Below are 22228 nucleotides of genomic sequence, written 5' to 3'. Positions count from 1 at the left end.
CCGTCCGACGGGGCCTCCGGCGCCACCGAAGCGCTCGTTGCGGCGCAGACGGCTGATCGGCCTCGCCGGCCTGACGGCGGCGGTGCTGGCCGCCGTGCTGGCCAGCATCGCGATCGGCACCAAGGTCATCCCGCTGAGCGAGGTGGTCTCGGCGCTGGTCGCCCCCACCGGCACCGAGAACGACGTGGTGGTGCGCGCGCTGCGGATCCCGCGGACCGCTCTCGGGGTGCTGGTCGGGATGGCGCTCGGCCTGGCCGGTGCGCTGGTGCAGGGCTTCACCCGCAACCCGCTCGGCGATCCCGGCCTGCTCGGGGTGAACGCCGGTGCCGCCTTCTTCGTGGTGGTCGGCATCTACGTCTTCGGGGTCACCTCACTGTTCGGCTACGTCTGGTTCGCCTTCGTCGGTGCGCTGGTGGCCAGCGTGGTGGTGTTCGTGATCGGCACCCGGGCGCCCGGCGGGGCCACCCCGGTCACCCTCGCCCTCTCCGGGGCCGCGGTGACCTTCCTGCTCAGCGCGCTGACGTCGTCGATCGTGCTGCTCGACGAGACCAGCCTGGACGCCTACCGGTTCTGGAGCGTCGGTTCGCTCGCCGGGCGGGACGCTGCCGTCGGCGGGCAGGTGGTGTGGTTCATCGTGGCCGGCGCGATCCTGGCGCTGGCCAGCGCGCCCGCGCTGAACGCGCTCTCGCTGGGCGACGACGTCGCCACCTCGCTGGGGCACTCGGTGCGCCGGACCCGGATCGTCGGCGTCGTCGCGATCACCCTGCTCGCCGGTGCCGCGACCGCGGCCTGCGGGCCGATCGTGTTCCTCGGCCTGATCGTGCCGCACGTGGTGCGCGCCTTCACCGGACCGGACCACCGCTGGCTGCTGCCCGCCTCGGCGCTGGCCGGTGCGGTGCTGCTGCTGCTCGCCGACGTCGTCGGCCGGGTGGTCGCCCGGCCCGGTGAGCTGCAGGTCGGCATCGTGGTTGCGCTGATCGGCGGGCCGTTCTTCATCGCGCTGGTGCGCCGCCGGAAGCTGGGGGCGGTGTGAGCGCCACGACCGAGTCCCGCCCGGCGCCCGCGGTGCCCGGCCGGCGCCCGATCCGCTACGGCCGGTTCTCCGGCGTGCTGCGGGTCCGCCCGCTCGTCGTGCTGCTGGTGTGCGCGGCGGTGCTGCTGCTCGCGGCCGCGGCGAACATGGGCCGCGGCGACTACCCGATCGCGATCACCGACGTGCTGGCCACCCTGTTCGGCGCCGGCGATGCCGGCCAGCAGCTGGTGGTGCTGGAGCTACGGCTGCCGCGCACCCTGGTCGGCGCGCTGGTCGGGGGCGCGCTCGCGGTGTCCGGCGCGATCCTGCAGTCGATCGCCCGCAACCCGCTGGCCAGCCCGGACATCATCGGCGTGCAGTGGGGGGCGAGTGCGGCCGCGGTGTTCGTGATCGTGCTGGGCGGTGGCGCGGTCGGCGTCGGCGGGATGTTCGCCTCGCTCGGCATCCCGCTGGCCGCGCTGGCCGGCGGGCTGACCAGCTCGCTGGTCGTCTACGTGCTGGCCTGGCGGCGCGGCATCCAGGGCTTCCGGCTGGTGCTGATCGGGATCGGCATCCAGGCGGTGCTGGTCGCGGCGGTGCAGTGGCTGCTCACGGTCGCCCAGATCTACCAGGCCGCGCAGGCCCAGGTCTGGCTCAACGGCAGCCTGAACGCCCGCAGCTGGAACGAGGTGGTGCCGCTGTCCATCGCGATGGCGGTGCTGGTCCCGGCCGCGCTGATCCTGGCGCACCTGCTCGGCGGCCTGCGGTTCGACGACGACACCGCCCGCGGCCTGGGCATCCGGGTCAACGGCGCGCGCACCGGGCTGCTGCTCGTCTCGGTCGGGCTCGCGTCGGTGGCGACCGCGGCCGCCGGGCCGATCGCCTTCGTCGCGCTGGTCTGCCCGCAGATCGCCCGGCGGATCTGCCGGGTCGGGAGCCCGCCGATCGCGGTGTCGATGATGCTCGGCGCCGCGCTCACCGTGCTCGCCGACCTGATCGCACGCACCGCGCTCGGTTCGATCGAGCTCCCGGTCGGCATCGTGACCGCGGTGCTCGGCGCGCCCTACCTGCTGTACCTGCTCGCCCGCTCCCGTCAGGAGGCCCGCGCATGACCGCGCATCTCGAGGCTCGGACCACCACCGGGGGTGACCCGGTCGATCCCGACGTCGTGCGGCTGCGGGCCGAGGGCGTGGAGCTCGGCTACGGCGACCGCACGATCGTCGAGAACCTCGATCTCGACGTGCTGCCCGGCCGGGTCACGACCGTGATCGGCCCGAACGGCTGCGGCAAGTCCACCGTGCTGCGCGCGCTGGGCCGACTGCTGCCGACCCGGTCCGGCCAGGTGCTGCTGGACGGCAGGCGGATCGACCGGACCCCCACCAAGGAGGTCGCCCGGGTGCTCGGCGTGCTGCCGCAGTCGCCGCTGGCACCGGAGGGGCTGACCGTCGGCGACCTGGTGGCGCGCGGGCGGCACCCGCACCAGGCGTGGTACCGCCAGTGGTCCGGCGACGACGAGCGCGCCGTCGCGGACTCGCTCGCCTGGACCGGACTGTCCGATCTCGCCGACCGGCCGGTGGACGAGCTCTCCGGCGGGCAGCGGCAGCGGGCCTGGATCTCGATGGCGCTGGCCCAGGAGACCGACCTGCTGCTGCTCGACGAGCCGACCACCTTCCTCGACCTGGCGCACCAGGTCGACGTGCTGGAGCTGGTCCGCAGGCTGCAGTCGGAGGCCGGCCGCACCGTCGTCATGGTGCTGCACGACCTGAACCTGGCCGCCCGCTACGCCGACCGGCTGATCGCGATGAAGGACGGCCGGATCGTCGCCACCGGGACCCCCGCCGAGGTGGTCACCGAGGAGCTGCTCGCCGAGGTGTTCGGCCTGCGCGCCCGGGTGCTGCCGGACCCGGTCACCGGGACGCCGCTGGTGGTGCCGGACGCCGGTCCGTCGCTGCACGCACCGGGCCCGGTGGCGCAGGGCTGAGGACCACCCCTGCCGTCAGCACGATGATCAAGCAAATGGACACTGCTCCCGGCTGGAACGGGCGAAGGGGGCACACGTGGACGAATGGGAACAGACACTGGGTGCGGGGCCGCTGCTCGGCATGGCCGCGGCGGCGATCGCACTGATCCTGGTGCTGATCATCCGGTTCCGGGTGCGCGCCTTCCTGACCCTGATCCTGGTCTCTGCTGACCGCGCTGGCCACCGGCGTCCCGCTGGGCGCGGTCGTCGACGTCCTGACCGACGGCCTGGGCGGCACGCTCGGCGCGCTCGCCCTGCTCATCGCGCTCGGCGCGATGCTGGGCAAGCTGATCGAGCACTCCGGCGGGGCGAAGGTGCTCGCCGAGTCGCTGGTCGACCGGTTCGGTGAGCAGCGCGCCGTCCTCGGGCTGAGCCTGGCCTCGCTGCTGATCGGCTTCCCGATCTTCTTCGACGCCGGCCTCGTGCTGATGCTGCCGATCATCTTCGCGGTCGCCCGCCGGGTCGACGGCGGCCGCAACGTGCTGCTCTACGGCATCCCGGCGGCGGCCGCGTTCTCGGTCATGCACGTGTTCCTGCCGCCGCATCCCGGCCCGGTCGCCGCGACCGACCAGTTCGACGCGAACCTGGGCCTGGTGCTGCTGATCGGCCTGATCATCGTGCTGTCCGTCTGGTGGCTGGCCGGCTACCTGTGGGGCACCTGGATCGGCCGCCGGATCGTGCACCCGGTCCCGGCGCTGTTCGGCACCGTCGACGACGACCAGCCCACCGATCCGCCGCGGCTGGGCACCGTGGTGCTGCTGCTCGCGCTGCCCATCCTGCTGATCCTCGGCAACACCGGGCTGGACGCGCTCGCCCAGGTCGGCGTGGTCGACGCGGACGCGGGCTGGGTGCAGTTCCTGAGCATCCTCGGCTCGGCCGGCATCGCGCTGCTGATCGGCGTGTTCGTCGCGATGATCGTGCTCGGCAGCCGCCGGGGCACCGACAAGAACGCGATGGAGAAGCTGCTCGAGTCCTCGCTGGGCCCGATCTCGTCGGTCGTGCTGATCACCGGCGCGGGCGGGATGTTCGGCGGCGTGCTGCGCGCGTCCGGGATCGGCGACGCGCTGGCCGACGCGCTGGACGCGGTCGGGCTGCCGGTGATCGTGGCGGCCTACGTGATCGCGGTGGTGCTGCGGGTCGCGCAGGGCTCGGCGACGGTGGCGCTGGTCACCTCGGCCGGGCTGGTCGCGCCCGCGGTGCTGGCCGGCGGGTTCAACTCGGTCGAGGTCGCCTGCATCGTGCTGGCCACCGCGGCCGGCTCGGTGTTCGCCGGGCACGTCAACGACTCCGGATTCTGGCTGGTCGGACGCCTGATGGGGCTCGACGTGGCGACCACGCTCAAGACCTGGACGGTGCAGCAGACCATCCAGTCGGTGGTCGGTTTCACCGCGGTGCTGCCGATCTTTCTGCTGGCGGGTGTCGTCGGCTGATCCCCGGTCGGGCAGGATCGGGCGGGTGAGCCCGCACGACCCTGCCGACCGTCCTGCCGACCGTCCGCCGTTCCTGGCGACCCGCGCCGTGCACGCCGGGAACGACGTCGATCCCGGCACCGGGGCGATCCGCCGCCCGATCGTCGCCGCGAACTCCTACGCGCTGCCCGACGATCCGTCCGAGCTGGACTGGTCGGGCACCGGCACCCGGCTCTACACCCGCAACGGCGGCGCGAACCAGGCGTGGCTGGAGGAGAAGCTGGCCGCGCTGGAGGATCCGTCCGGGGTGTCGCCGGGCGGCTGCGCGGCGGTCGCGCTGGCCTCCGGCGTGGCGGCGCTGCACGCGGTGCTGTTCACCTTCCTGCGCACCGGCGACCACGTGGTGAGCTCGGACGTCACCTACGTCGCCACCCACCGCCTGCTCACCGAGCTGCTGCCGGACCGCTACGGCATCACCGCGACGCTGGTCGACTCCTCGGACCCGGAGGCGGTGCGGGCGGCGATCCGGCCGGAGACCCGGCTGGTGCACGTCGAGACGCCGGCCAACCCGACGACCCGGATCACCGACGTCGACGCGGTCGCCGCCGTCGCGCACGAGCACGGCGCGCTGCTCAGCGTGGACGCCACGTTCGCCACCCCGGTGCTGCAGCGGCCGCTGGAGCGCGGCGCCGATCTCGTCGTGCACTCGCTGACCAAGTACGTCAACGGGCACGGCGACGCGATGGGCGGGGCGGTGCTCGGCAGGCGCGAGCTGGTCGACCGGATCCGGGCCGACGCGATGGTCGACGCCGGCGGGGTGATCAGCCCGTTCAACGCCTGGCTGATCATGCGCGGCTCGGTGACGCTGCCGATGCGGATGCGCGCGCACTGCGACGCCGCGCTGCAGATCGCCCGGTTCCTGGACGACCGCCCGGAGATCGCCTGGGTGGCCTACCCGGGCCTGCCGTCGCACCCGCAGCACGAACTCGCCGCCCGCACCCTGGACGGCGGCTTCGGCGGGATGCTCGCCTTCGCCCTGGACGGGCCGCCGGAGCTGCAGAACCGGTTCGTCGCGAACCTGCGGATCATCACCTCCGCGGTGTCGCTCGGCCACGACGAGTCGCTGATCGTGCACGTCGGCGCCGGGGCCGAGGGCCGAGCCGCGCACTTCCCGCCCGAGTTCCGCCGCTACGGCCACCTGCGCTTCTCGGTCGGCCTGGAGGACCCGCGCGACCTGGTCGCCGACCTGGAGCAGGCACTGGCCGCGCTCAGCCGATGAGCGACCGGCCCACGATCTCCTTCATGATCTCGTTCGTGCCGCCGTAGATCGCCTGCACCCGCGAGTCGACGAACGCGCGGGCGATCGGGTACTCGAGCATGTAGCCGTAGCCGCCGTGCAGCTGCACGCAGCGGTCGACCACCCGGTTCTGCAGGTCCGAGCACCACCACTTGGCCTTCGCCGCGTCCGGCACGGACAGCTCGGAGGTGACGTGCTCGCGCAGGCACCGGTCCACGAACACCCGCGCGATCGACACCTCGGTGTCCATCTCCGCCAGCTCGAAGCGGGTGTTCTGGAAGTTCGCCACCGGACGCCCGAACGCCTTGCGTTCCTTGGTGTACTCCAGCGTGAGCCGCAGCGCGGCCTCGGCGCCGGCCACCGAGGCGACGGCGATCGACAGCCGCTCCTGGGCGAGGTTCTGCATCAGGTACACGAAGCCCTGGCCGGCCTCGCCGAGCCGGTTCGCGTCCGGCACCCGGACGTCGGTGAAGCTCAGCTCCGCGGTGTCCTGGGCCTTCATGCCGACCTTCTTGAGCCGCCGTCCGCGCTCGAAGCCGGGCATCCCGCGCTCCACGACGAACAGCGTGAAGCCCAGGTGCTTCGCGTCCGGGTCGGTCTTCGCGACGACGATCACCAGGTCGGCGAGGATGCCGTTGGTGATGAAGGTCTTGGAGCCGTTGAGGATCCAGTCCCCGTCGGCGTCCTGCTTCGCGGAGGTGGCGATTCCCTGCAGGTCGGAGCCGGTGCCCGGCTCGGTCATCGCGATCGCGGTGATCAGCTCGCCGGAGCAGAACCCGGGCAGCCAGCGCTGCTTCTGCTCCTCGGTGCACAGTCGCAGCAGGTAGGGCGCGACGACGTCGTTGTGCAGCGGGTAGCCGACCCCGCTGGTGCCGGCAGCGACGATCTCCTCGTCCAGCACGGCGTTGTAGCGGAAATCGTCGACCCCGCCGCCGCCGTACTCCTCGGGGACGGCCATGCCGAGCAGCCCGGCGGCACCGGCCGCGGTCCAGATCGACCGGTCGACCTGGCCCTCGTCCTCCCACCGCTCGTGATGCGGGGTGATCTCCTTCGCGATGAAGGTGCGACACAGGTCGCGGAACGCGTCGTGCTCGTCGTCGAAGATCTCGCGCAGCATGGCGGTGAGTGTCACATACCCGTCGGTAACAACGGGAGTCTCCACGGGCCGTCGGTGACCCCCGAGTGCCGTAGGGTGCGCGCGTGCACCTCGTCGACGCTGTCGCCAACGTCTGGGACCGGACCGTCGTCGGGCATCTCGCCGATCTCGAACGGATGCCGCGCGAGGCCGTCGTCGGCTCCCCGGCCGGGATCCTCTACCGCTACCGGCCGCTGTCCGGGGTGGACGCCCAGGACTGCGCCCCGGTGCTGCTCGTGCCGCCGCTCGGCGCCCCGGACTTCGCCTACGACCTGCGGCGCGGCTGCTCGCTGGTGGAGCACCTGCTGCAGCAGGGGCGCACCGTCTACCTGATCGACTACGGCCCGAAGTCGTTCTCCGACCGGAGCCTGGGCATCGAGCACTGGGTGGACGACCTGCTGCCGTCGGCGGTCCGCGAGGTCGCCGACGCCGAGGGCTCCGACGTGCACCTGGTCGCCTGGTCGCTGGGCGGGATCTTCGCGATGCTCGCGGTCGCCGCCGCCGTGCAGTCCCGGGCGCCGCTGCCGGTGCGCAGCGTGGCCGCGATCGGCACCCCGGTCGACATCTCGCGGGTCCCGCTGGTGGCGCCGCTGCGCCCGCTCGCCGAGGTCGCGGGCGGCCGGATGGTCTCCTCGATCTACCGCGGCATCGGCAGCTTCCCGGCGCCGGTGGTGAGCTGGGCCTTCCACCTGACGGCGGTGGACCGGCTGGTCACCCGTCCGCTCGCGGTGCTGTCCCGGATCGACGACCGGGACTGCCTCGCCCAGATCGAGGCCGTCGACCACCTGATGGCCAACATGCACGGCTACCCGGGCCGGGTGTTCGGCCAGATCTTCCATCTGCTGCTGCGCAACAACGACCTGGCCTCCGGCGGGCTGCGGCTGGCCGGGCGCGACGTCGAGCTGTCCGACGTGGACGTGCCGGTGCTGGTCGTCGCCGGCCGGGACGACGTGATCGCCCCGCTCAAGGCGGTCCGCAGCGCGGTGCCGCTGCTCTCCGGCAGTCCGGAGGTGCGGTTCACGACGGCGCCGGGCGGGCACCTCGGCGTGCTGACCGGGCGGCGGGCCCGGACCAGCACCTGGCCGGAGCTGGACCGGGCGCTCGCCGACTGGGACGACGACGCGACCGGTAGCAGCACCGGCGACGCGGTCGCCGGCGGCTGACCCTTCCCGCCCGGCCCGGCCTTGACCGCGTCGGAGCGAAGTGATTTAGTCACTTTATGAGTTCGGGGCAGATGGCGGGGCAGCTGTCGCTGTCGGAGCGGCTCGCCGACGACATCATGCGGATCATCCGGGTCGAGGGGCTCGGCCCCGGCGACCAGCTGGCGTCCTCCCGCGATCTCGCCCGCCGGTTCGAGGTCACCACCCCGACCGTGCGCGAGGCGCTGCGCCGGCTGGAGGCCACCGGTGCCGTCGAGTTCCGGCACGGCTCGGGCACCTACGTCGGCCCCGGCGCCGACCGGCGCCTGCTCGCCAACCCGCACGGTCCCGCCGCCACCCGGGAGAGCGTGCTGGAGCTCGTCGAGGCCCGGCTGGTCCTCGAACCACCGATCGCCGCCGCGGCCGCCCGCACCCGGGAAGCCGAGGGGCTGCGGCTGATGGAGCTCAGCGTCACCAACGCGCTGCATCCGCCGCAGGGTGATCTCCGCCCCGCCGTGCACTTCCACGTCGCGCTCGCCGCCACCAGCGGCAACGCCGTGCTGCGGGAGACCGTGCAGGCGCTGCTCGACGTCCGAGCCCGGGACCAGATCGAGATCCGGCACCGTTACGACGACCGTGAGCGCGACCACGCCGAACACGTTCGGCTGCTCGACGCCGTCCGCGCCGGCGATCCGGAGCTGGCCGCGTCGCTGACCGCCGAGCACCTGGCCGCGATCCGCTCGGCGGTCGGCGGCTGAGCCGCACCGGCCGACGGCCGGAGCACCCGCACCCCGTCCCGCACCAGCGACGGCGCCGACCGGTGCCGCCGCCCCCCCGCCCTGCCCGGACCACCCGGGCGGGCCGAACCGGGCGTCGACGACGCCGTCCGAAGGGAGCCGGTATGCCCGGAACGAGGAGAGCACGGTTGCTCGCGCTCGCCGCCTGCCTGTCCGTCGCGGTGGCGGGGGTGATCGGCACCGCCGCGACGGCGTCCGCGGGGGAACGGCCGCCGCCGCGCAGCCCCGGCTGCGGCACACCCGCGCCGCAGCAGCCCGGCACCAGCGTGGACCGGACCGTCCGCTCCGGCGGGCTGGACCGCGCCGTCCGGCTGCACCTGCCGCCGGACTACACCGCGGACCGAGCGTGGCCGGTGGTGCTGGTCTTCCACGGCCGCGGCAACAGCGGCCCGACCACCGAGGAGTTCAGCGAGCTGTCCGCGCCGCCCGCGATCCTCGCCTACCCGGACGGCGTGCCCGGCGGCGAGGACCGCCGGGCCTGGCAGGGCGCCCCGTACTCGGCGCCGGGGGTGGACGACGTCGCGTTCACCGGCGACCTGCTCGACGAGCTCGAGTCCACGCTGTGCGTCGACACGAAGCGGGTCTACGCGACCGGGAAGTCCAACGGCGGCGGGTTCACCGAGATCCTGGCCTGCCGGCTCGCCGACCGGATCGCCGCGTTCGCCCCGGTCGCCGGCGCGTACTACCGGGCGGGGGAGCCGCCCTGCGAGCCCGGCCGGGCGGTGCCGGTGCTGTCGTTCCACGGCACCGGCGACGTCACGATCCCCTACGCCGGCGACGCCGCCCGCGGGCTCCCCGCGATCCCGGACTGGGTGGCCGGCTGGGCGGACCGGAACTCCTGCACGCCGCAGCCGGCGACCCGCCGGATCGAGCCGGACGTCACCGTCTCGACCTGGTCCGGCTGCGACGACCGGGCGCGCGTCGAGCACGTCGCGATCGACGACGCCGGGCACACCTGGCCGGGCGCGACGCTCTACAGCGGCGGCGGCAGCACCACCTACACGGTGCGGGCAACCGACCTGATCTGGGACTTCTTCAGCAGGCACCGCCTGCGCTGAGGCCCCCGCGCGGTGCTGAGGGGTCACCGCGCGGATGTGCGCCCGGGGACGTCGGGGAACAATCGCGACCATGCGGTCTCTCGACGTCCCCGGGCCCACCCGTACGCCGTGGTCGGTGATCGGCCTGGGGACCTGGCAATTCGGCTCCACCGAGTGGGGCTACGGCGCCGGGTTCGACGGCGAGGCGGCGCGGATCGTCGCCCGCGCCCGGGAGCTCGGCGTCACCGTGTTCGACACCGCGGAGGTCTACGGTTTCGGGCGCAGCGAGCGGATCCTCGGCGAGGCGCTGCGCGCCTGCGGCGGCACCGACGACGTCGTGCTCGCCACCAAGTTCCTCCCGCTGCTGCCGCTGGGGCCGGTCCTCGAACAGCGCGCGGTCGCCTCGGCCGCCCGGCTCGGCGTGTCCTCGATCGACCTCTACCAGATCCACAAGCCGCATCCGCTGCTCGGCGACAGCTCCGCGATGCGCGGGATGGCCGCGCTGCAGCGGATCGGGTTGGTCGGCGCGGCCGGTGTCTCGGCCTACCCGATGGCCCGCTGGCGTACCGCCGACGCCGCGCTCGGCGCCCCGGTGCACTCGAACCAGGTGGAGTTCAGCCTGCTGCGCCGCGAGCCGGCCGCCGAGCTGGTGCCGTTCGCGGTCGAGCAGCGCCGGGTCGTGATCGCCTACAGCCCGCTCGCCCAGGGCCTGCTGACTGCCCGCTACGACGAGACGAACCGGCCGTCGAACGCGGTGCGGCGCAACACCGCCTGGCTCCCGGAGAACCTGCGGGCGCTGCGCCCGCTGCACGACGTGCTGCGCGACGTGGCGTCCGGGCACGACGCGACGCCGGCGCAGGTCGCGCTGGCCTGGGTGGTGCACCACCCGAACACGGTCGCGATCCCGGGTGCGTCGAGCCTGGCCCAGCTGGAGTCCAACGTGGCGGCCGCCGCGATCACCCTCACCGCCGACGAGCACGACGGCCTCACCGCGGCGGCCGCGGCCGTGCGGCGGACCCTCGGGCCGCGCGCGCTGCCCGCCCTCGCCCGCGACCTGACCAGCAGCGGAAGGGGACCCTTCGGTCACGTGGCGGTGTGACGTAGACCGGATGAAAACCGTGCGCATCGCAAACGAGAGAGGTCTATCGTCGCCGACATGGTGACGCTCGTCCCCTCCGTATCCCGTGCGGCGCACGACACGGCAGTGGCGGAGCTGCGCCGGCGGCGGTCCGGCGCCGGGCGGGTGCAGCTGGGCAAGCCGTCGTCGAACCTGTTCCGGTTCGGCGACCGGGACACCGGCCGCGGCGCCACCCGGCTGGACACCTCCGCGCTGGACGGCGTGCTCGCCGTCGAGCCGGTCGCGCGGACCGCCGAGGTCCAGGGCATGGCCACCTACGAGACCATCGTGGACGCCACGCTCGCGCACGGACTGATGCCGCTGGTCGTCCCGCAGCTGAAGACGATCACGCTCGGCGGCGCGGTGACCGGGCTCGGCGTGGAGTCGACGTCGTTCCGCAACGGGCTGCCGCACGAGTCGGTGCTGGAGATGGACGTGCTCACCCCGGCCGGGGAGCTGCTGCACGTCACCCCGGACGGCGAGCACGCCGACCTGTTCGCGGCCTTCCCGAACTCCTACGGCACGCTCGGCTACGCGCTGCGGCTGGTCGTCGAGCTGGTGCCGGTGCGCCCGTTCGTGAAGCTCACCCATCACCGGTACCCGACCGCGGACGCCGTCGCGGCCGGGATCGAGGAGCTGGCGGGCTCCGGGGCGGACTTCCTCGATGGTGTGGTCTTCGGCCCCGGCGAGCACTACCTGAGCGTCGGCGAGTTCGTCGACGCCCCGATGCCCGGCGCCCGGATCTCCGACTACACCGGCCAGGAGGTCTTCTACCGGTCGCTGCAGCGCCGCCCGGTCGATCACCTGACCACGCACGACTACCTGTGGCGCTGGGACCCGGACTGGTTCTGGTGCTCGCGCGCGTTCGGCGTGCAGCACCCGCTGGTGCGCCGGTTCTGGCCGCGCCGGTACCGCCGGTCCGACGTCTACCGCAGGCTGGTCGCGCTCGACCAGCGCTACGGCGCGTCGAACCGGGTCCGTAGCGCGATCGGCGTCCCGACCGAGGAAATGGTCGTGCAGGACGTCGAGATCCCGGTCGAGCGGCTCGCCGAGTTCCTCGCGTTCTTCCACGCCGAGGTGGGGATCGCCCCGGTGTGGCTGTGCCCGCTGCGGCTGCGCGGTGAGCGGTCCTGGCCGCTCTACCCGATGGAGCCGGGCCGGCTCTACGTCAACGTCGGCTTCTGGTCGTCGGTGCCGGAACGCCCCGGTGACCCCTGGGCGCACAACCGGCTGGTCGAGGAGTGCGTCGCGCGGCTGGGCGGGCACAAGTCGCTGTACTCGACCGTGCACTACGGCGAGGACGAGTTCTGGGCGCACTACAACGGCGAGGCGTACTGGGCGGTGAAGCAGCGGTACGACCCGGCCGGGCAGGCGCCCGACCTGTACCGCAAGGTGATCGGCCGCTGAGGGGATGCCGCGGTCGGCGGAGCTGGAAGGTGGATCGGCGATGACGGGAGTTCTGGAGCGACGAGACACGACGACCGAACCGGTCGCCGGGATCCTGTCCCGGGTGATCGGCAGGGCGCCGGAACTGCGCATCGAGGCGTTCGACGGGTCCCGCAGCGGCCCCGACGACGCGCCGGTGACGCTGCAGGTCCGCTCGCCACGGGCGCTGGCCCGGCTGGTGAGCGCCCCCGGGTCGCTGGGGCTGGCCAGGGCCTACGTGACCGAGGAGATCGACGTCCGGGGTGATCTCTACACCGCGCTGCGCGCGATGGCCGAGGTGACGCTGCACTCGATCCCGCGCCGGGACCAGCTCTGGCTCGCCCGGCGGCTGCTGCCGTACTGGCGGGAGCACCGGATGCCGCCACCGGACCTGGAGGCCCGGCCGCGCGGGCTGCTGCACTCCAAGCGGCGTGACTCGCAGGCCATCTCGCACCACTACGACGTCTCCAACCGGTTCTACGAGTTCGTGCTCGGCGAGTCGATGACCTACACCTGCGCCGCGTACCCGCACGCCGACGCCACCCTGGAGGAGGCCCAGGCGAACAAGTACGCCCTGGTCGCGGCCAAGCTCGATCTCGAGCCTGGGATGACACTGCTCGATGTCGGCTGCGGTTGGGGCGGCATGGTCCGGCACGCCGCCGCCGAGCACGGGGTGAAGGCGCTCGGCGTCACGCTGTCCCGGGAGCAGGCCGCGTGGGCGCAGGCCGAGATCGAGCGCCGGGGGCTCGACGGGCTGGCCGAGGTCCGGCACCTCGACTACCGCGACCTGCCGGACGGCGCGTACGACGCGGTGTCGTCCATCGGGCTGACCGAGCACATCGGCAAGGCGAACATCGACGCCTACTTCCGGGCGATGCAGGCCAAGCTGCGGCCCGGCGGCCGGATGCTCAACCACTGCATCACCCAGCCGCACAAGCCCGACCACCGCAACACCGACCCGTTCATCCACCGCTACGTGTTCCCGGACGGCGAGCTCGAACCGGTCGGCACCCTCGTCACCGCGATGAACGAGGCCGGCTTCGAGATCCGGCACGCCGAGAACCTGCGCGAGCACTACGCGTTGACGCTGCGCGACTGGGGCGCGAACCTGGAGCGGAACTGGACCGACGCGGTCGCCGAGGTCGGCATCGGGCGGGCCAGGGTGTGGCGGCTCTACATGGCCGCCTGCCGCCTCGGGTTCGAGCTGAACAACATCCAGCTGCACCAGGTGCTGGGGGTGAAGCTGCACGCCGACGGCACCGCCGGGTTCCCGCTGCGCGGGCAGCACGGGGCGTACTGACCGGGCCCGGGCTCCGGAGGCCCCCGGGCGCGGGGCTCCCGGGGCTCCGCGCGGGGGCCCGGCTTCCGTGTCGCACCCCCGGCGTGGTCTCGCACCGGCTCCAGACGGTGCGGCGCCGGACCAGGGGTGCGGCATCGCGTGGATCGGGCGGGCCGGCGGGCCGCGGCGCTCGACCGTCAGGCCAGCCGGCGGGCCGCGGCGACGGCCCGGCCGGCGTACCCGCCCCCGAACAGCACGGTGTGCACCAGCAGCGGGAACAGCTGGTGCAGCGGGATCCGGTCGCGCCATCCCTCGGCGAGCGGCGTCCCGGCGTCGGCGGCCGCCCCGGCGTAGCCGGCCAGCACCCGGTCGAGACGGGGCAGCCCGAACAGGTCCAGCATCGCCAGGTCGGACTCGCGGTGGCCGCCGTGCGCGGCCGGATCGATCAGCCAGACGGTGTCTCCGGACCACAGGACGTTGCCGGACCACAGGTCGCCGTGCAGCCGGGCGGGCGGCTCGTCCGGCCCGGTGAGCCGGTCGATCCGCGCACAGACCCGGTCGATCGCGGCCGCACCGGCCGGGTCGAGCTCGCCGCGGTCGCGGGCGGCGCGCAGGTAGGGGAGCACCCGGTCCTGCACGAACCACTCGTGCCACTGCCCGTCGTGCCCGACGTTGCGCATCCGGGCGTGCCCGATCCACGCCTGCGCCGGGCCGCCCGGCGGCGGCGCGCCGAAGGCGTCGGCACCGGCGGCGTGCAGGACGGCGAGCCGCCTGCCCAGCTCCCCGGCGGCGTCCTCGGTGGGCCGCCCGGACGGGACCCAGCTGCTCACCAGCCACTCGTCGTCGCTGCCGAGGACGTCGGGTACCGGCGGGCCGCCGGGGACGGCGAGCCAGCGCAGCCCGGCGGCCTCGGCGGTGATCGAACCGGGATCCGCGGCGCCGTTCTTGACGACGACGGTGACCGCCGCGGCCCCCTCGCCGAGCCGGAACCGCGGCGGGTGCCCGCCGAGGTCCGCGGTCACCGTCCGCCCGGTCAACCGGTGGACGGGAGCGCTCACGCCTGCCGCTTCACGTACTCGACCAGACCCGGCAGCGCCGCCACGATCATCTCGTAGACCTCGGTGAACCCGTCCGGGCCGCCGTAGTAGGGGTCCGGGACCTCGGCGCCCTCGGCCGCGTCCGGGTCGAACGAGCGCAGCAGCCGGACCCGCTTCGGGTCGGGCACCGACCGCTGCAGCGACCGCAGGTGCCCGGCGTCCAGCGCGACGAGCAGGTCCGCGGCGAGCATCTCCGAGTCGACCTGGCGGGCCTGGTGGGCGGCGTCGAAACCGTGCTCGGTCAGCACCTCGGCCGCACGCTCGTCCATCGGCTGGCCGATGTGCCAGTGACCGGTCCCGGCACTGGTCACCCGCACCCGGTCGGCCAGGCCGACGGCCTCGACCTCGGCGGCCAGCATCTTCTCGGCGATCGGGGAGCGGCAGATGTTGCCGGTACAGACGAAGACGACGTTCACGGTGAACCCTCCCGGGGAGCACGGGCTCGGACGTCGGCGTTGACGGCGGACAGCGAGAACAGCAGGAACAGGGCGGGCGCGACGGACATGGTCCGCCCATTCTCACCCACCCCGCCGTGCCGGTCCGTGCGGGAGCCCGCCGTAGGGTGTCCGGATGCCGTTCGATCACCCTCGGGCCGGTCACGGACCCGGTGACCCGGGCGCCCACGACCTGCGCCACCACGGCGACGCCGAGGTGGCCGACGGCCTGCTCGACTTCGCCGTCAACGTGGTCGGGGACGGGCCGCCCGCCTGGCTGCGCGACCGCCTGGCCGCGACGCTCGACGGCCTCGGCCGCTACCCGAGGGCCGGCCACGACGCCCGGGCCCGCGAGGTCGCCGCCGCCCGGCACGGCCGCACCCCGGACGAGGTGCTCCCGCTGGCGGGGAGCGCGGAGGGGTTCGCGCTGCTCCCGGCGCTGCGGCCGCGGCTCGCCGCCGTCGTCCACCCGGGGTTCACCGAGCCGGAGGCCGCACTGCGGGCCGCCGAGGTGGACGTCGTCCGGGTGCACACCGACGCCGCGGACGGGCATGCGCTGCACCCGGCGGCGGTCCCGGACCGGGCCGATCTGGTCGTCGTCGGGAACCCGACGAACCCGACCGGGGTGCTGCACCCCGCCGGCACCGTGCGCGCGCTGGCCCGCCCGGGCCGGGTGCTCGTGGTCGACGAGGCGTTCGCCGACGCCGTTCCCGGGGAACCGGAGTCGCTCGCCGGTGCCGCCGACGTGCCCGGCCTGCTCGTCCTCCGCTCGCTGACCAAGACCTGGGCGCTGGCCGGCCTGCGCGCCGGCTACGCGCTCGCCGAGCCGTCGCTGCTGGCCCGGCTGGCCCGCCCGCGCCCGCCGTGGCCGGTGTCGACGCCCGCCCTGGAGGCCATCATCGCCTGCTGCGAGCCGGACGCGCTGTCGGCCGCCGACCAGCGGGCCCGCGAGCTGGCCGCGCACCGGGTCTCGATGACGACCGTGCTGGAGGCGATCGAGGGCGTCGCGGTGTCCCACGGTGTGGCGCCGTACCTGCTGCTGCACCTGCCGGACGGCACCGGGGACGACGTCCGGCGGCTGCTGCGCGCGGCCGGGATCAGCGTCCGGCGCGGCGACACCTTCCCCGGGCTGGGCCCGGACCACGTCCGGGTCGCGGTGCGCCCGCCGGAGCTCGCCCGCCGGCTCGTCGAGGAGCTGGAGCTGGTCCTGCGCACGCTGGTGGTGCCGGCATGAGCGCCACCCTGCGCGACGTGACCGACGCGCTGGAGGCGGCCTACCCGCCGGCCCTGGCCATGGAGTGGGACGCGGTCGGGCTGGTCTGCGGCGATCCCGCGGAGCCCGTCGGCTCGGTGCTGTTCGCCGTCGACCCGACCCCGGAGACCGTCCGGGAGGCGATCGACTCGGGCGCCGGGCTGCTCGTCACGCACCATCCGCTGCTGCTGCGCGGGGTGCACGGCGTCGGCGCCGACACCCCCAAGGGCGCGCTGCTGCACACGCTGATCCGGGCCGGCGTCGGGCTGTTCACCGCGCACACCAACGCCGACATCGCCGATCCCGGCGTCTCGGACGCGCTGGCCGCGGCACTGGGCCTCGCCGTGGCGGGCCCGCTGCAACCGGAACCCGCCGAGCCGCTGGACAAGATCGTCACCTTCGTCCCGGTCGGGCCGGCGATCGCGCAGGTGCACACCGCGCTGTCGGACGCGGGCGCCGGTCGCTTCGGCAACTACTCGCACTGCTCGTTCGCCACCGCCGGCACCGGCCAGTTCCTCCCGCTGGACGGGGCGGTGCCCGCGATCGGCGAGGTCGGCCGGCTGGAGCGGGTCGCCGAGACCCGTCTGGAGATGGTGCTGCCGCGGTCCCGGCGGAACCAGGTCGTCGCCGCGCTGCGCGCCGCGCACCCCTACGAGGAGCCCGCCTACGATCTGCTGGAGATGGCCCCGCTGCCGTCGTCGCGGGGGCTGGGCCGGATCGGCTCGCTGCCGGAGCCGGAGCCGTTCGCCGCGTTCACCGAACGGGTGGCGGCGGCGCTGCCGGCCACCGCGTGGGGCGTCCGCGGCGCGGGCGACCCGGACCGGCCGATCCACCGGGTCGCGGTGAGCGGCGGCTCCGGCGACTCCGCGCTGGGCGCCGCCGCCCGGGCCGGGGTCGACGCCTACGTGACCGCCGACCTGCGGCACCATCCGGCGTCCGAGCACCTGCTCGACGGCACCGGGCCGGGCAGCCCGGTGCCCGCGCTGGTCGACGTCGCGCACTGGGCGTCGGAGTGGCCGTGGTGCGAGCAGGCGGCGGGCGTCGTCCGGGCGGCGCTCGGCGGTAGCGTCTCGGTGTCGGTCTCCCGGCTGCGCACCGATCCGTGGACCACGGCGGCCACCGCCGCTCCCGGGGCCGCGTCCTCAGCGGCTGCGTACCAGCCGATCCCCCATCACACGGAGGCGAGATCATGAAGGCCGACCCCACCGCCCAGGCGAAGCTGCTGCAGCTGGCCGAGGTGGACGCCGAGATCGGCCGGCTCGCCCACCAGCGCCGGACGCTGACCGAGCACAAGCAGTTCGACGACGCCGAGCAGCGGCTCCGGGACGCCCGCGACGCCGCGGTCCGGGCCGAGACCCGGGCCGGTGACCTGGACCGGGACATCGCGCGGATCGAGCGGGACGTCGACGGCGTCCGGGCCCGCACCGAGCGCGACCAGAAGATGCTGGCCGGAGCCGGGATCGGGGCGAAGCAGGCCACCGAGCTGCAGCACGAGCTGGACACCCTGGCCCGCCGGCAGGGCGTGCTGGAGGACGAGCAGCTCGGCGTCATGGAGGAGCGCGAGGCGGTCGGGGCGGAGCTGGAGCACGCCCGCGCCGAGCTGGCCGCCGCCGAGGAGCACATCGCGGAGATCCGGGTCCGCCGCGACGCCGCCGAGGGCGACATCGACGTGTCCCGGGCCGGGCGGGACCGCGCGCGGGCCGAGCTGGTCGCCGCGCTGCCGGACGACCTGGTCGCCGACTACGAGCGGATCCGGGCGAAGGGCGGGGTCGCGGCCGGCGCGCTGCGCGAGTCGCGGTGCAGCGCCTGCCGGCTCGAGCTGGACCGCACCTTCATCGCGCAGGTCCGCGGTACCCCGGCCGACGAGATCGTGCACTGCGAGGAGTGCGGCGCGATCCTGGTGCGTGGCAAGTGAAGCTGGTCGTGGAGGCGGACGGCGGGTCGCGCGGCAACCCCGGGCCCGCCGGATACGGCGCGGTCGTGCTCGACGCGACCGGGCGGCAGGTGCTCGCCGAGGTCTACGACGGGCTGGGCACCACCACGAACAACGTCGCCGAGTACCGCGGGCTGATCGCCGGTCTCGCCGCGGCCCGGGAGCTGGGCGCCACCGAGGTCGAGGCCCGGCTGGACTCCAAGCTCGTCGTCGAGCAGATGAGCGGTCGCTGGAAGGTCAAGCACCCGGCGTTGCAGGAGCTCGTCGACGAGGCCCGGGACCTGGTTCGCCACTTCGACGCCGTGACGTTCGGTTGGATCCCGCGTGCGGACAACGCGCGCGCCGACGCGCTCGCGAACCGGGCGATGGACGGCGGATCGAACCCGACGCCGGAGCCGTCGACCGGCCCGGAGCCCAAGCCCGGATCGGCGACCGAGTCCTCCGAGATCGGCGCGACCGACTCCTCGGCGGTGGCGGCTGCCTGGACCGGGCAGGTCGGTACCCCGGTCCGGATGATCCTGCTGCGGCACGGGCAGACCGAGCTGTCGGTGGAGCGCCGCTACTCCGGGCACGGCGACCCGGAGCTGACCGCCGTCGGTCAGGAGCAGGCCGCCGCGGCGGCCCGCGCGCTCGCCGCCCGGCTGGCGAAGGAGGGCGTCGCCCCGGCCGCGGTGCTGTCGTCGCCGCTGCGCCGGGCCCGGCAGACCGCCGCCGCGGTCGCCGAGGCGACCGGCGCCGATCTGCTGGTCCGGGACGCGCTGATCGAGACCGACTTCGGCGGCTGGGAGGGCCTCTCGTTCGCCGAGGCGCGGGAGCGGGATCCCGAGCTGCACGGCCGGTGGCTCGGCTCGGCCGATGTCGAACCCCCCGGCGGGGAGAGCTTCCGCTCGGTGGGGGAGCGGATCGAGGCGGAGCGCCGCCGGATCGTCGAGGACTTCCCGGGATCCACGGTGATCGTGGTCAGCCACGTGACGCCGATCAAGATGCTGATCCGGGACGCGCTCGGCGCCGGCGACGAGGTGCTGTTCCGGATGCATCTCGATCTCGCGTGCACCAGCGTCGCCGACTTCTACCCCGACGGCGGGGCGTCCGTCCGCCTGGTGAACGACACGTCCTACCTGGACTGAATCGGCGGGCGGCCGGGCCCGGCCCGCTACCGCGGAACGGCGCGCCGTGCACGCAGGCGCGCCGCTGGATCGATACAACCGTGGCCCGAACGGGCGGAGTCGACTGCGGAGCGTTGTCCCCCCACCCCGCCCGGGCGATGATCTGCGAGCACCGTACGGGGTGGAACTCGTACGGAGCGTGAACGCTGTCTCGGTGTCGGGGAACGGAGAGGCAAATGTCGGTGCGGTCTTCTGGAGCGCTGTCCCACGAGCACGACTACGGATACGACCTGGCCCACGAGATGAGCACGATCGCGCGGCTGCCCCAGCAGCGGCGCGGCACGTCCCGGCCGATCGGTGCGCCGGCCCGCGAGCTGGACCCGGACACCGATCTCGGGCACGACATGGCCCACGAGATCTGACCCACCGACCGCGGATCCACCCAACGCGGATCCACCCAACGCGGACCCACCCAGCGCAGACCCACCGACGGCCCCGCCCGGCACCCGCCGCGCGGGGCCGCCGCACGTCCGCCCCCGCCGCTGCGCCGTTCAGGTCAGCAGCGCCAGCGACGCCCACAGCGCCAGGGTCGACGCGAGCAGCGCCGGCGGCACCGTGACGGCACCCAGGCCGACGAACGTCCCCAGCCGGGGCGGGTCCCCGTACCCGGCCGCGATCCGCCGCCACAGCAGGGTGGCCAGCGATCCCGGGTAGGTCAGGTTCGGCCCGATGTTCACCCCGAGCAGCATCGCGAGGACCAGACCGGCATGTGGCGACGGGCCGAGCGCGGCGAGCAGGACGAGGGTCGCGGGCAGGTTGTTCACCAGGTTCGCCAGCACGGCGGCGACGACCGCGGTGATCAGCAGCCCGGCGAGATCGGGGGTGTCGGGCAGCAGCGACCCGAGCCCGGCGGCAAGCCCTTGCCCGGCCACCCCGGCCACGACGACGCCCAGCGCGAGCACGAACAGGCAGAACCCGGGGGAGGCGGCCGCGACCAGCCGCATCGGCCCGGTCTCCCTGAGCCACAGCGCCCGGACCGCGAGCACCGCGGCACCGGCGGCGGCGATCACGCCCGGGCCGACGCCGAGCGCCGAGGACATCGCGAACCCGGCGAGCGTCGCGGCGAGCACGGACAGCGCGAACACCGGCACCGGTTCCGGTCGGGGCGCCCCGCCGAACCGCTCCCCGGGACCGGCCCCCGGCCCCTCGGGACCGGCCACCGGACCCTCCGGCATCCCGGCAGCCGGATCCCCGGTGCCGACGCGCCGCCCGACCGTCCCGCCGCCGCCCCCGCCGGACCCGTCCCGCAGATCGCGGGCGAAGTACCGGCGCAGCACCAGGTACTCCACCGCGAGCACCGCCACCCACGGCCCCACCATCAGCCCGGCGAACCCGAGGAAGCTCAGCCCGGTCGCCGGGAACGCCAGCAGGTTCGTCAGGTTCGACACCGGCAGCAGCCCGGAGCCCGAGTTCGACAGGTGCGCACACGCGAAGGAGTGCGGCCGCGACGGCATCCGCAGCCGGGCCGCGGTGGCCAGCACCACCGGCGTCAGCAGCACGACCGTCGCGTCCAGTCGATCACCAGCAGACCGTAGACCGGCCCGCGCCCGCCTGCGTGATCGCCATCGTGGTGCGCGGGGCCGCGATCCGCGTGGCCGGACGCACCACGACGGCGATCATGCTGCCGGCGTCCCGCCATCCGGACGTCCGGTTTGCACCGATGGTGGGGTGCGGTGCGAGGCTGCACGGGTGAGTGCGATGCAGCGCGTGCAGGCGGTGGGCGACGTGGTCGGCCGATGGTTCCCGGTGATCGTCCTCGCGGCGGGCGCGGTCGCCCTCGCCGTGCCGGGGGTGTTCACGGGTTGGTCGTCGGCCGTGCCGTGGCTGCTGGCGCTGATCATGCTGGGGATGGGCATGACGCTGCGGCCGGTCGACTTCGGCTACATCGTGCGGCGGCCCGCGGCGTTCGCGATCGGCCTGGGCGCCCAGTACGTCGTGATGCCCGCGGTCGGCTGGCTGCTCACCGTGCTGGTCGACCTGCCGCCGGAGATCGCGGTCGGCGTGATCCTGGTGGCCTGCGCACCCGGCGGCACGGCGTCGAACGTGATGGTCTTCCTGGCCCGCGGCGACGTCGCGCTGTCGGTGGCGATGACGTCGGTGTCGACGCTGGTCGCGCCGATCGTGACGCCGCTGCTGGTGCTGCTGCTGGCCGGGCAGTATCTGCCGGTCTCGGCGGGCAGCCTGTTCCTCTCGATCGTGCAGATCGTGCTGATCCCGGTGGTGCTGGGCTTCCTGCTCCGGCGGTACGCGGGCGGCGTCGTCGACCGGGTGACGCCGGCGCTGCCGCTGGCCTCGGTCGTCGGCATCACGGTGGTGGTGATGATCGTCGTCGCCGGTTCGGCGGACGCGCTGTTCACCGCCGGGCTCGCGATCGTCGGTGTGGTGGTCGTGCACAACCTGGCCGGGCTCGCCCTCGGCTACGCGGTGGCCCGGGCGTTCGGGCTCGACGCGACGGCGCGCCGTGCGGTCTCGATCGAGGTCGGGATGCAGAACTCCGGGCTCGCCGCGACCCTGGGCACCGTGCACTTCGGTCCCGCGGCGGCCCTGCCCGGCGCGGTGTTCTCGGTGTGGCACAACGTGTCCGGCGCCGCGCTGGCGAGCTATTGGTCGAAGCGCCCGGTGCCGGCCACCACCGCCGTGCGGGAGTGACCGGCACCTGCCCGGGTGCTTGCTCAGTGG

At 74.4% G+C, this 22228-nt stretch carries 21 protein-coding genes; 17 read left to right on the top strand and 4 right to left on the bottom strand.

The features are described 5' to 3' along the window. Positions 1-37: 37 nt before the first annotated feature. The 5 genes from ABZ881_RS04275 to ABZ881_RS04255 all read left to right on the top strand — a co-directional run bounded on the left by ABZ881_RS04275 (position 38) and on the right by ABZ881_RS04255 (position 5720). Positions 38-1033: an iron chelate uptake ABC transporter family permease subunit gene (locus tag ABZ881_RS04275; RefSeq protein WP_358481716.1), complete on the top strand. Its 996-nt coding sequence runs from the start codon at positions 38-40 to the stop codon at positions 1031-1033. After that, positions 1030-2124: an iron chelate uptake ABC transporter family permease subunit gene (locus tag ABZ881_RS04270; protein WP_358481714.1), complete on the top strand. Its 1095-nt coding sequence runs from the start codon at positions 1030-1032 to the stop codon at positions 2122-2124. Before ABZ881_RS04275 ends, ABZ881_RS04270 begins: the two co-directional genes overlap by 4 nt. Further along, on the top strand, positions 2121-2993 hold the full coding sequence (locus ABZ881_RS04265) for an ABC transporter ATP-binding protein (RefSeq protein WP_344019115.1): 873 nt from the start codon (positions 2121-2123) through the stop codon (positions 2991-2993). Before ABZ881_RS04270 ends, ABZ881_RS04265 begins: the two co-directional genes overlap by 4 nt. Before the next feature lie 203 nt (positions 2994-3196). Next, on the top strand, positions 3197-4462 hold the full coding sequence (locus ABZ881_RS04260; RefSeq protein ID WP_358482094.1) for a GntP family permease: 1266 nt from the start codon (positions 3197-3199) through the stop codon (positions 4460-4462). Positions 4463-4487: 25 nt separating this feature from the next. Next, the gene (locus ABZ881_RS04255) at positions 4488-5720 is read left to right on the top strand and encodes an aminotransferase class I/II-fold pyridoxal phosphate-dependent enzyme (protein WP_358481712.1); all 1233 of its coding nucleotides are present in this window, start codon (positions 4488-4490) and stop codon (positions 5718-5720) included. Here ABZ881_RS04255 and ABZ881_RS04250 read toward each other — a convergent pair. After that, positions 5710-6855 carry an acyl-CoA dehydrogenase family protein gene (locus ABZ881_RS04250; protein WP_358482093.1) on the bottom strand — a complete coding sequence of 382 codons (1146 nt, stop codon included), beginning with the start codon at positions 6853-6855 and terminating at the stop codon, positions 5710-5712. The two genes, ABZ881_RS04255 and ABZ881_RS04250, sit on opposite strands and share 11 nt — an antisense overlap. An 83-nt stretch (positions 6856-6938) precedes the next feature. On the opposite strand from ABZ881_RS04250, the gene ABZ881_RS04245 reads away from it, so the two are divergent. From ABZ881_RS04245 to ABZ881_RS04220, 6 genes are all read left to right on the top strand, one after another. Next, the gene (locus tag ABZ881_RS04245) at positions 6939-8036 is read left to right on the top strand and encodes an alpha/beta hydrolase (protein WP_358481710.1); all 1098 of its coding nucleotides are present in this window, start codon (positions 6939-6941) and stop codon (positions 8034-8036) included. A gap of 56 nt (positions 8037-8092) precedes the next feature. After that, positions 8093-8770: an FCD domain-containing protein gene (locus ABZ881_RS04240; RefSeq protein WP_358481708.1), complete on the top strand. Its 678-nt coding sequence runs from the start codon at positions 8093-8095 to the stop codon at positions 8768-8770. A gap of 143 nt (positions 8771-8913) precedes the next feature. After that, positions 8914-9867, top strand: coding sequence for a poly(3-hydroxybutyrate) depolymerase (locus ABZ881_RS04235; RefSeq protein WP_358481707.1), 954 nt, complete (start codon positions 8914-8916; stop codon positions 9865-9867). A 70-nt stretch (positions 9868-9937) separates the two neighbouring features. Further along, positions 9938-10945: an aldo/keto reductase gene (locus ABZ881_RS04230; protein WP_358481705.1), complete on the top strand. Its 1008-nt coding sequence runs from the start codon at positions 9938-9940 to the stop codon at positions 10943-10945. Positions 10946-11002: 57 nt separating this feature from the next. Beyond that, entirely contained in the window at positions 11003-12370 is a 1368-nt protein-coding gene (locus tag ABZ881_RS04225) for an FAD-binding oxidoreductase (protein WP_358481703.1), read from the top strand. Positions 12371-12410: 40 nt separating this feature from the next. Then, positions 12411-13688: a cyclopropane-fatty-acyl-phospholipid synthase family protein gene (locus ABZ881_RS04220; protein ID WP_358481702.1), complete on the top strand. Its 1278-nt coding sequence runs from the start codon at positions 12411-12413 to the stop codon at positions 13686-13688. A 176-nt stretch (positions 13689-13864) separates the two neighbouring features. On the opposite strand, the gene ABZ881_RS04215 is transcribed toward ABZ881_RS04220, so the two are convergent. Then, positions 13865-14725 carry a fructosamine kinase family protein gene (locus ABZ881_RS04215; protein WP_358481701.1) on the bottom strand — a complete coding sequence of 287 codons (861 nt, stop codon included), beginning with the start codon at positions 14723-14725 and terminating at the stop codon, positions 13865-13867. Continuing rightward, positions 14722-15123 carry a low molecular weight protein-tyrosine-phosphatase gene (locus ABZ881_RS04210; RefSeq protein ID WP_358482091.1) on the bottom strand — a complete coding sequence of 134 codons (402 nt, stop codon included), beginning with the start codon at positions 15121-15123 and terminating at the stop codon, positions 14722-14724. Before ABZ881_RS04210 ends, ABZ881_RS04215 begins: the two co-directional genes overlap by 4 nt. Before the next feature lie 211 nt (positions 15124-15334). Between ABZ881_RS04210 and cobC the strand changes: the two genes are divergently transcribed. The 5 genes from cobC to ABZ881_RS04185 all read left to right on the top strand — a co-directional run bounded on the left by cobC (position 15335) and on the right by ABZ881_RS04185 (position 19911). Beyond that, complete coding sequence (gene cobC, locus ABZ881_RS04205) at positions 15335-16432, top strand: Rv2231c family pyridoxal phosphate-dependent protein CobC (RefSeq protein ID WP_358481699.1); 1098 nt, start codon at positions 15335-15337, stop codon at positions 16430-16432. Continuing rightward, positions 16429-17643, top strand: a complete 1215-nt coding sequence (locus ABZ881_RS04200) for a Nif3-like dinuclear metal center hexameric protein (RefSeq protein WP_358481698.1) — start codon at positions 16429-16431, stop codon at positions 17641-17643. The genes cobC and ABZ881_RS04200 overlap by 4 nt, the downstream gene beginning before the upstream one ends. Beyond that, on the top strand, positions 17640-18365 hold the full coding sequence (locus ABZ881_RS04195) for a C4-type zinc ribbon domain-containing protein (RefSeq protein ID WP_358481696.1): 726 nt from the start codon (positions 17640-17642) through the stop codon (positions 18363-18365). The genes ABZ881_RS04200 and ABZ881_RS04195 overlap by 4 nt, the downstream gene beginning before the upstream one ends. Positions 18366-18367: 2 nt before the next feature. After that, entirely contained in the window at positions 18368-19510 is a 1143-nt protein-coding gene (locus ABZ881_RS04190) for a bifunctional RNase H/acid phosphatase (RefSeq protein ID WP_358482089.1), read from the top strand. Positions 19511-19725: 215 nt separating this feature from the next. Then, on the top strand, positions 19726-19911 hold the full coding sequence (locus tag ABZ881_RS04185) for a hypothetical protein (protein ID WP_344019145.1): 186 nt from the start codon (positions 19726-19728) through the stop codon (positions 19909-19911). A gap of 129 nt (positions 19912-20040) precedes the next feature. On the opposite strand, the gene ABZ881_RS04180 is transcribed toward ABZ881_RS04185, so the two are convergent. After that, a complete protein-coding gene (locus ABZ881_RS04180) occupies positions 20041-21063 on the bottom strand; it encodes an SLC13 family permease (RefSeq protein ID WP_358482088.1) in 1023 nt (340 codons plus the stop codon). A gap of 184 nt (positions 21064-21247) precedes the next feature. Here ABZ881_RS04180 and ABZ881_RS04175 point away from each other — a divergent pair, with 184 nt between their 5' ends. Then, entirely contained in the window at positions 21248-22198 is a 951-nt protein-coding gene (locus ABZ881_RS04175; RefSeq protein ID WP_358481694.1) for a bile acid:sodium symporter family protein, read from the top strand. Positions 22199-22228: the final 30 nt, after the last annotated feature.

Source organism: Pseudonocardia sp. NPDC046786, from assembly GCF_040645415.1.
In the GTDB taxonomy this organism is placed as follows: domain Bacteria; phylum Actinomycetota; class Actinomycetes; order Mycobacteriales; family Pseudonocardiaceae; genus Pseudonocardia; species Pseudonocardia kongjuensis.
The sequence above is the reverse complement of the archived record's forward strand: the minus strand, read 5'-3'. Positions and strand labels throughout refer to the sequence as shown.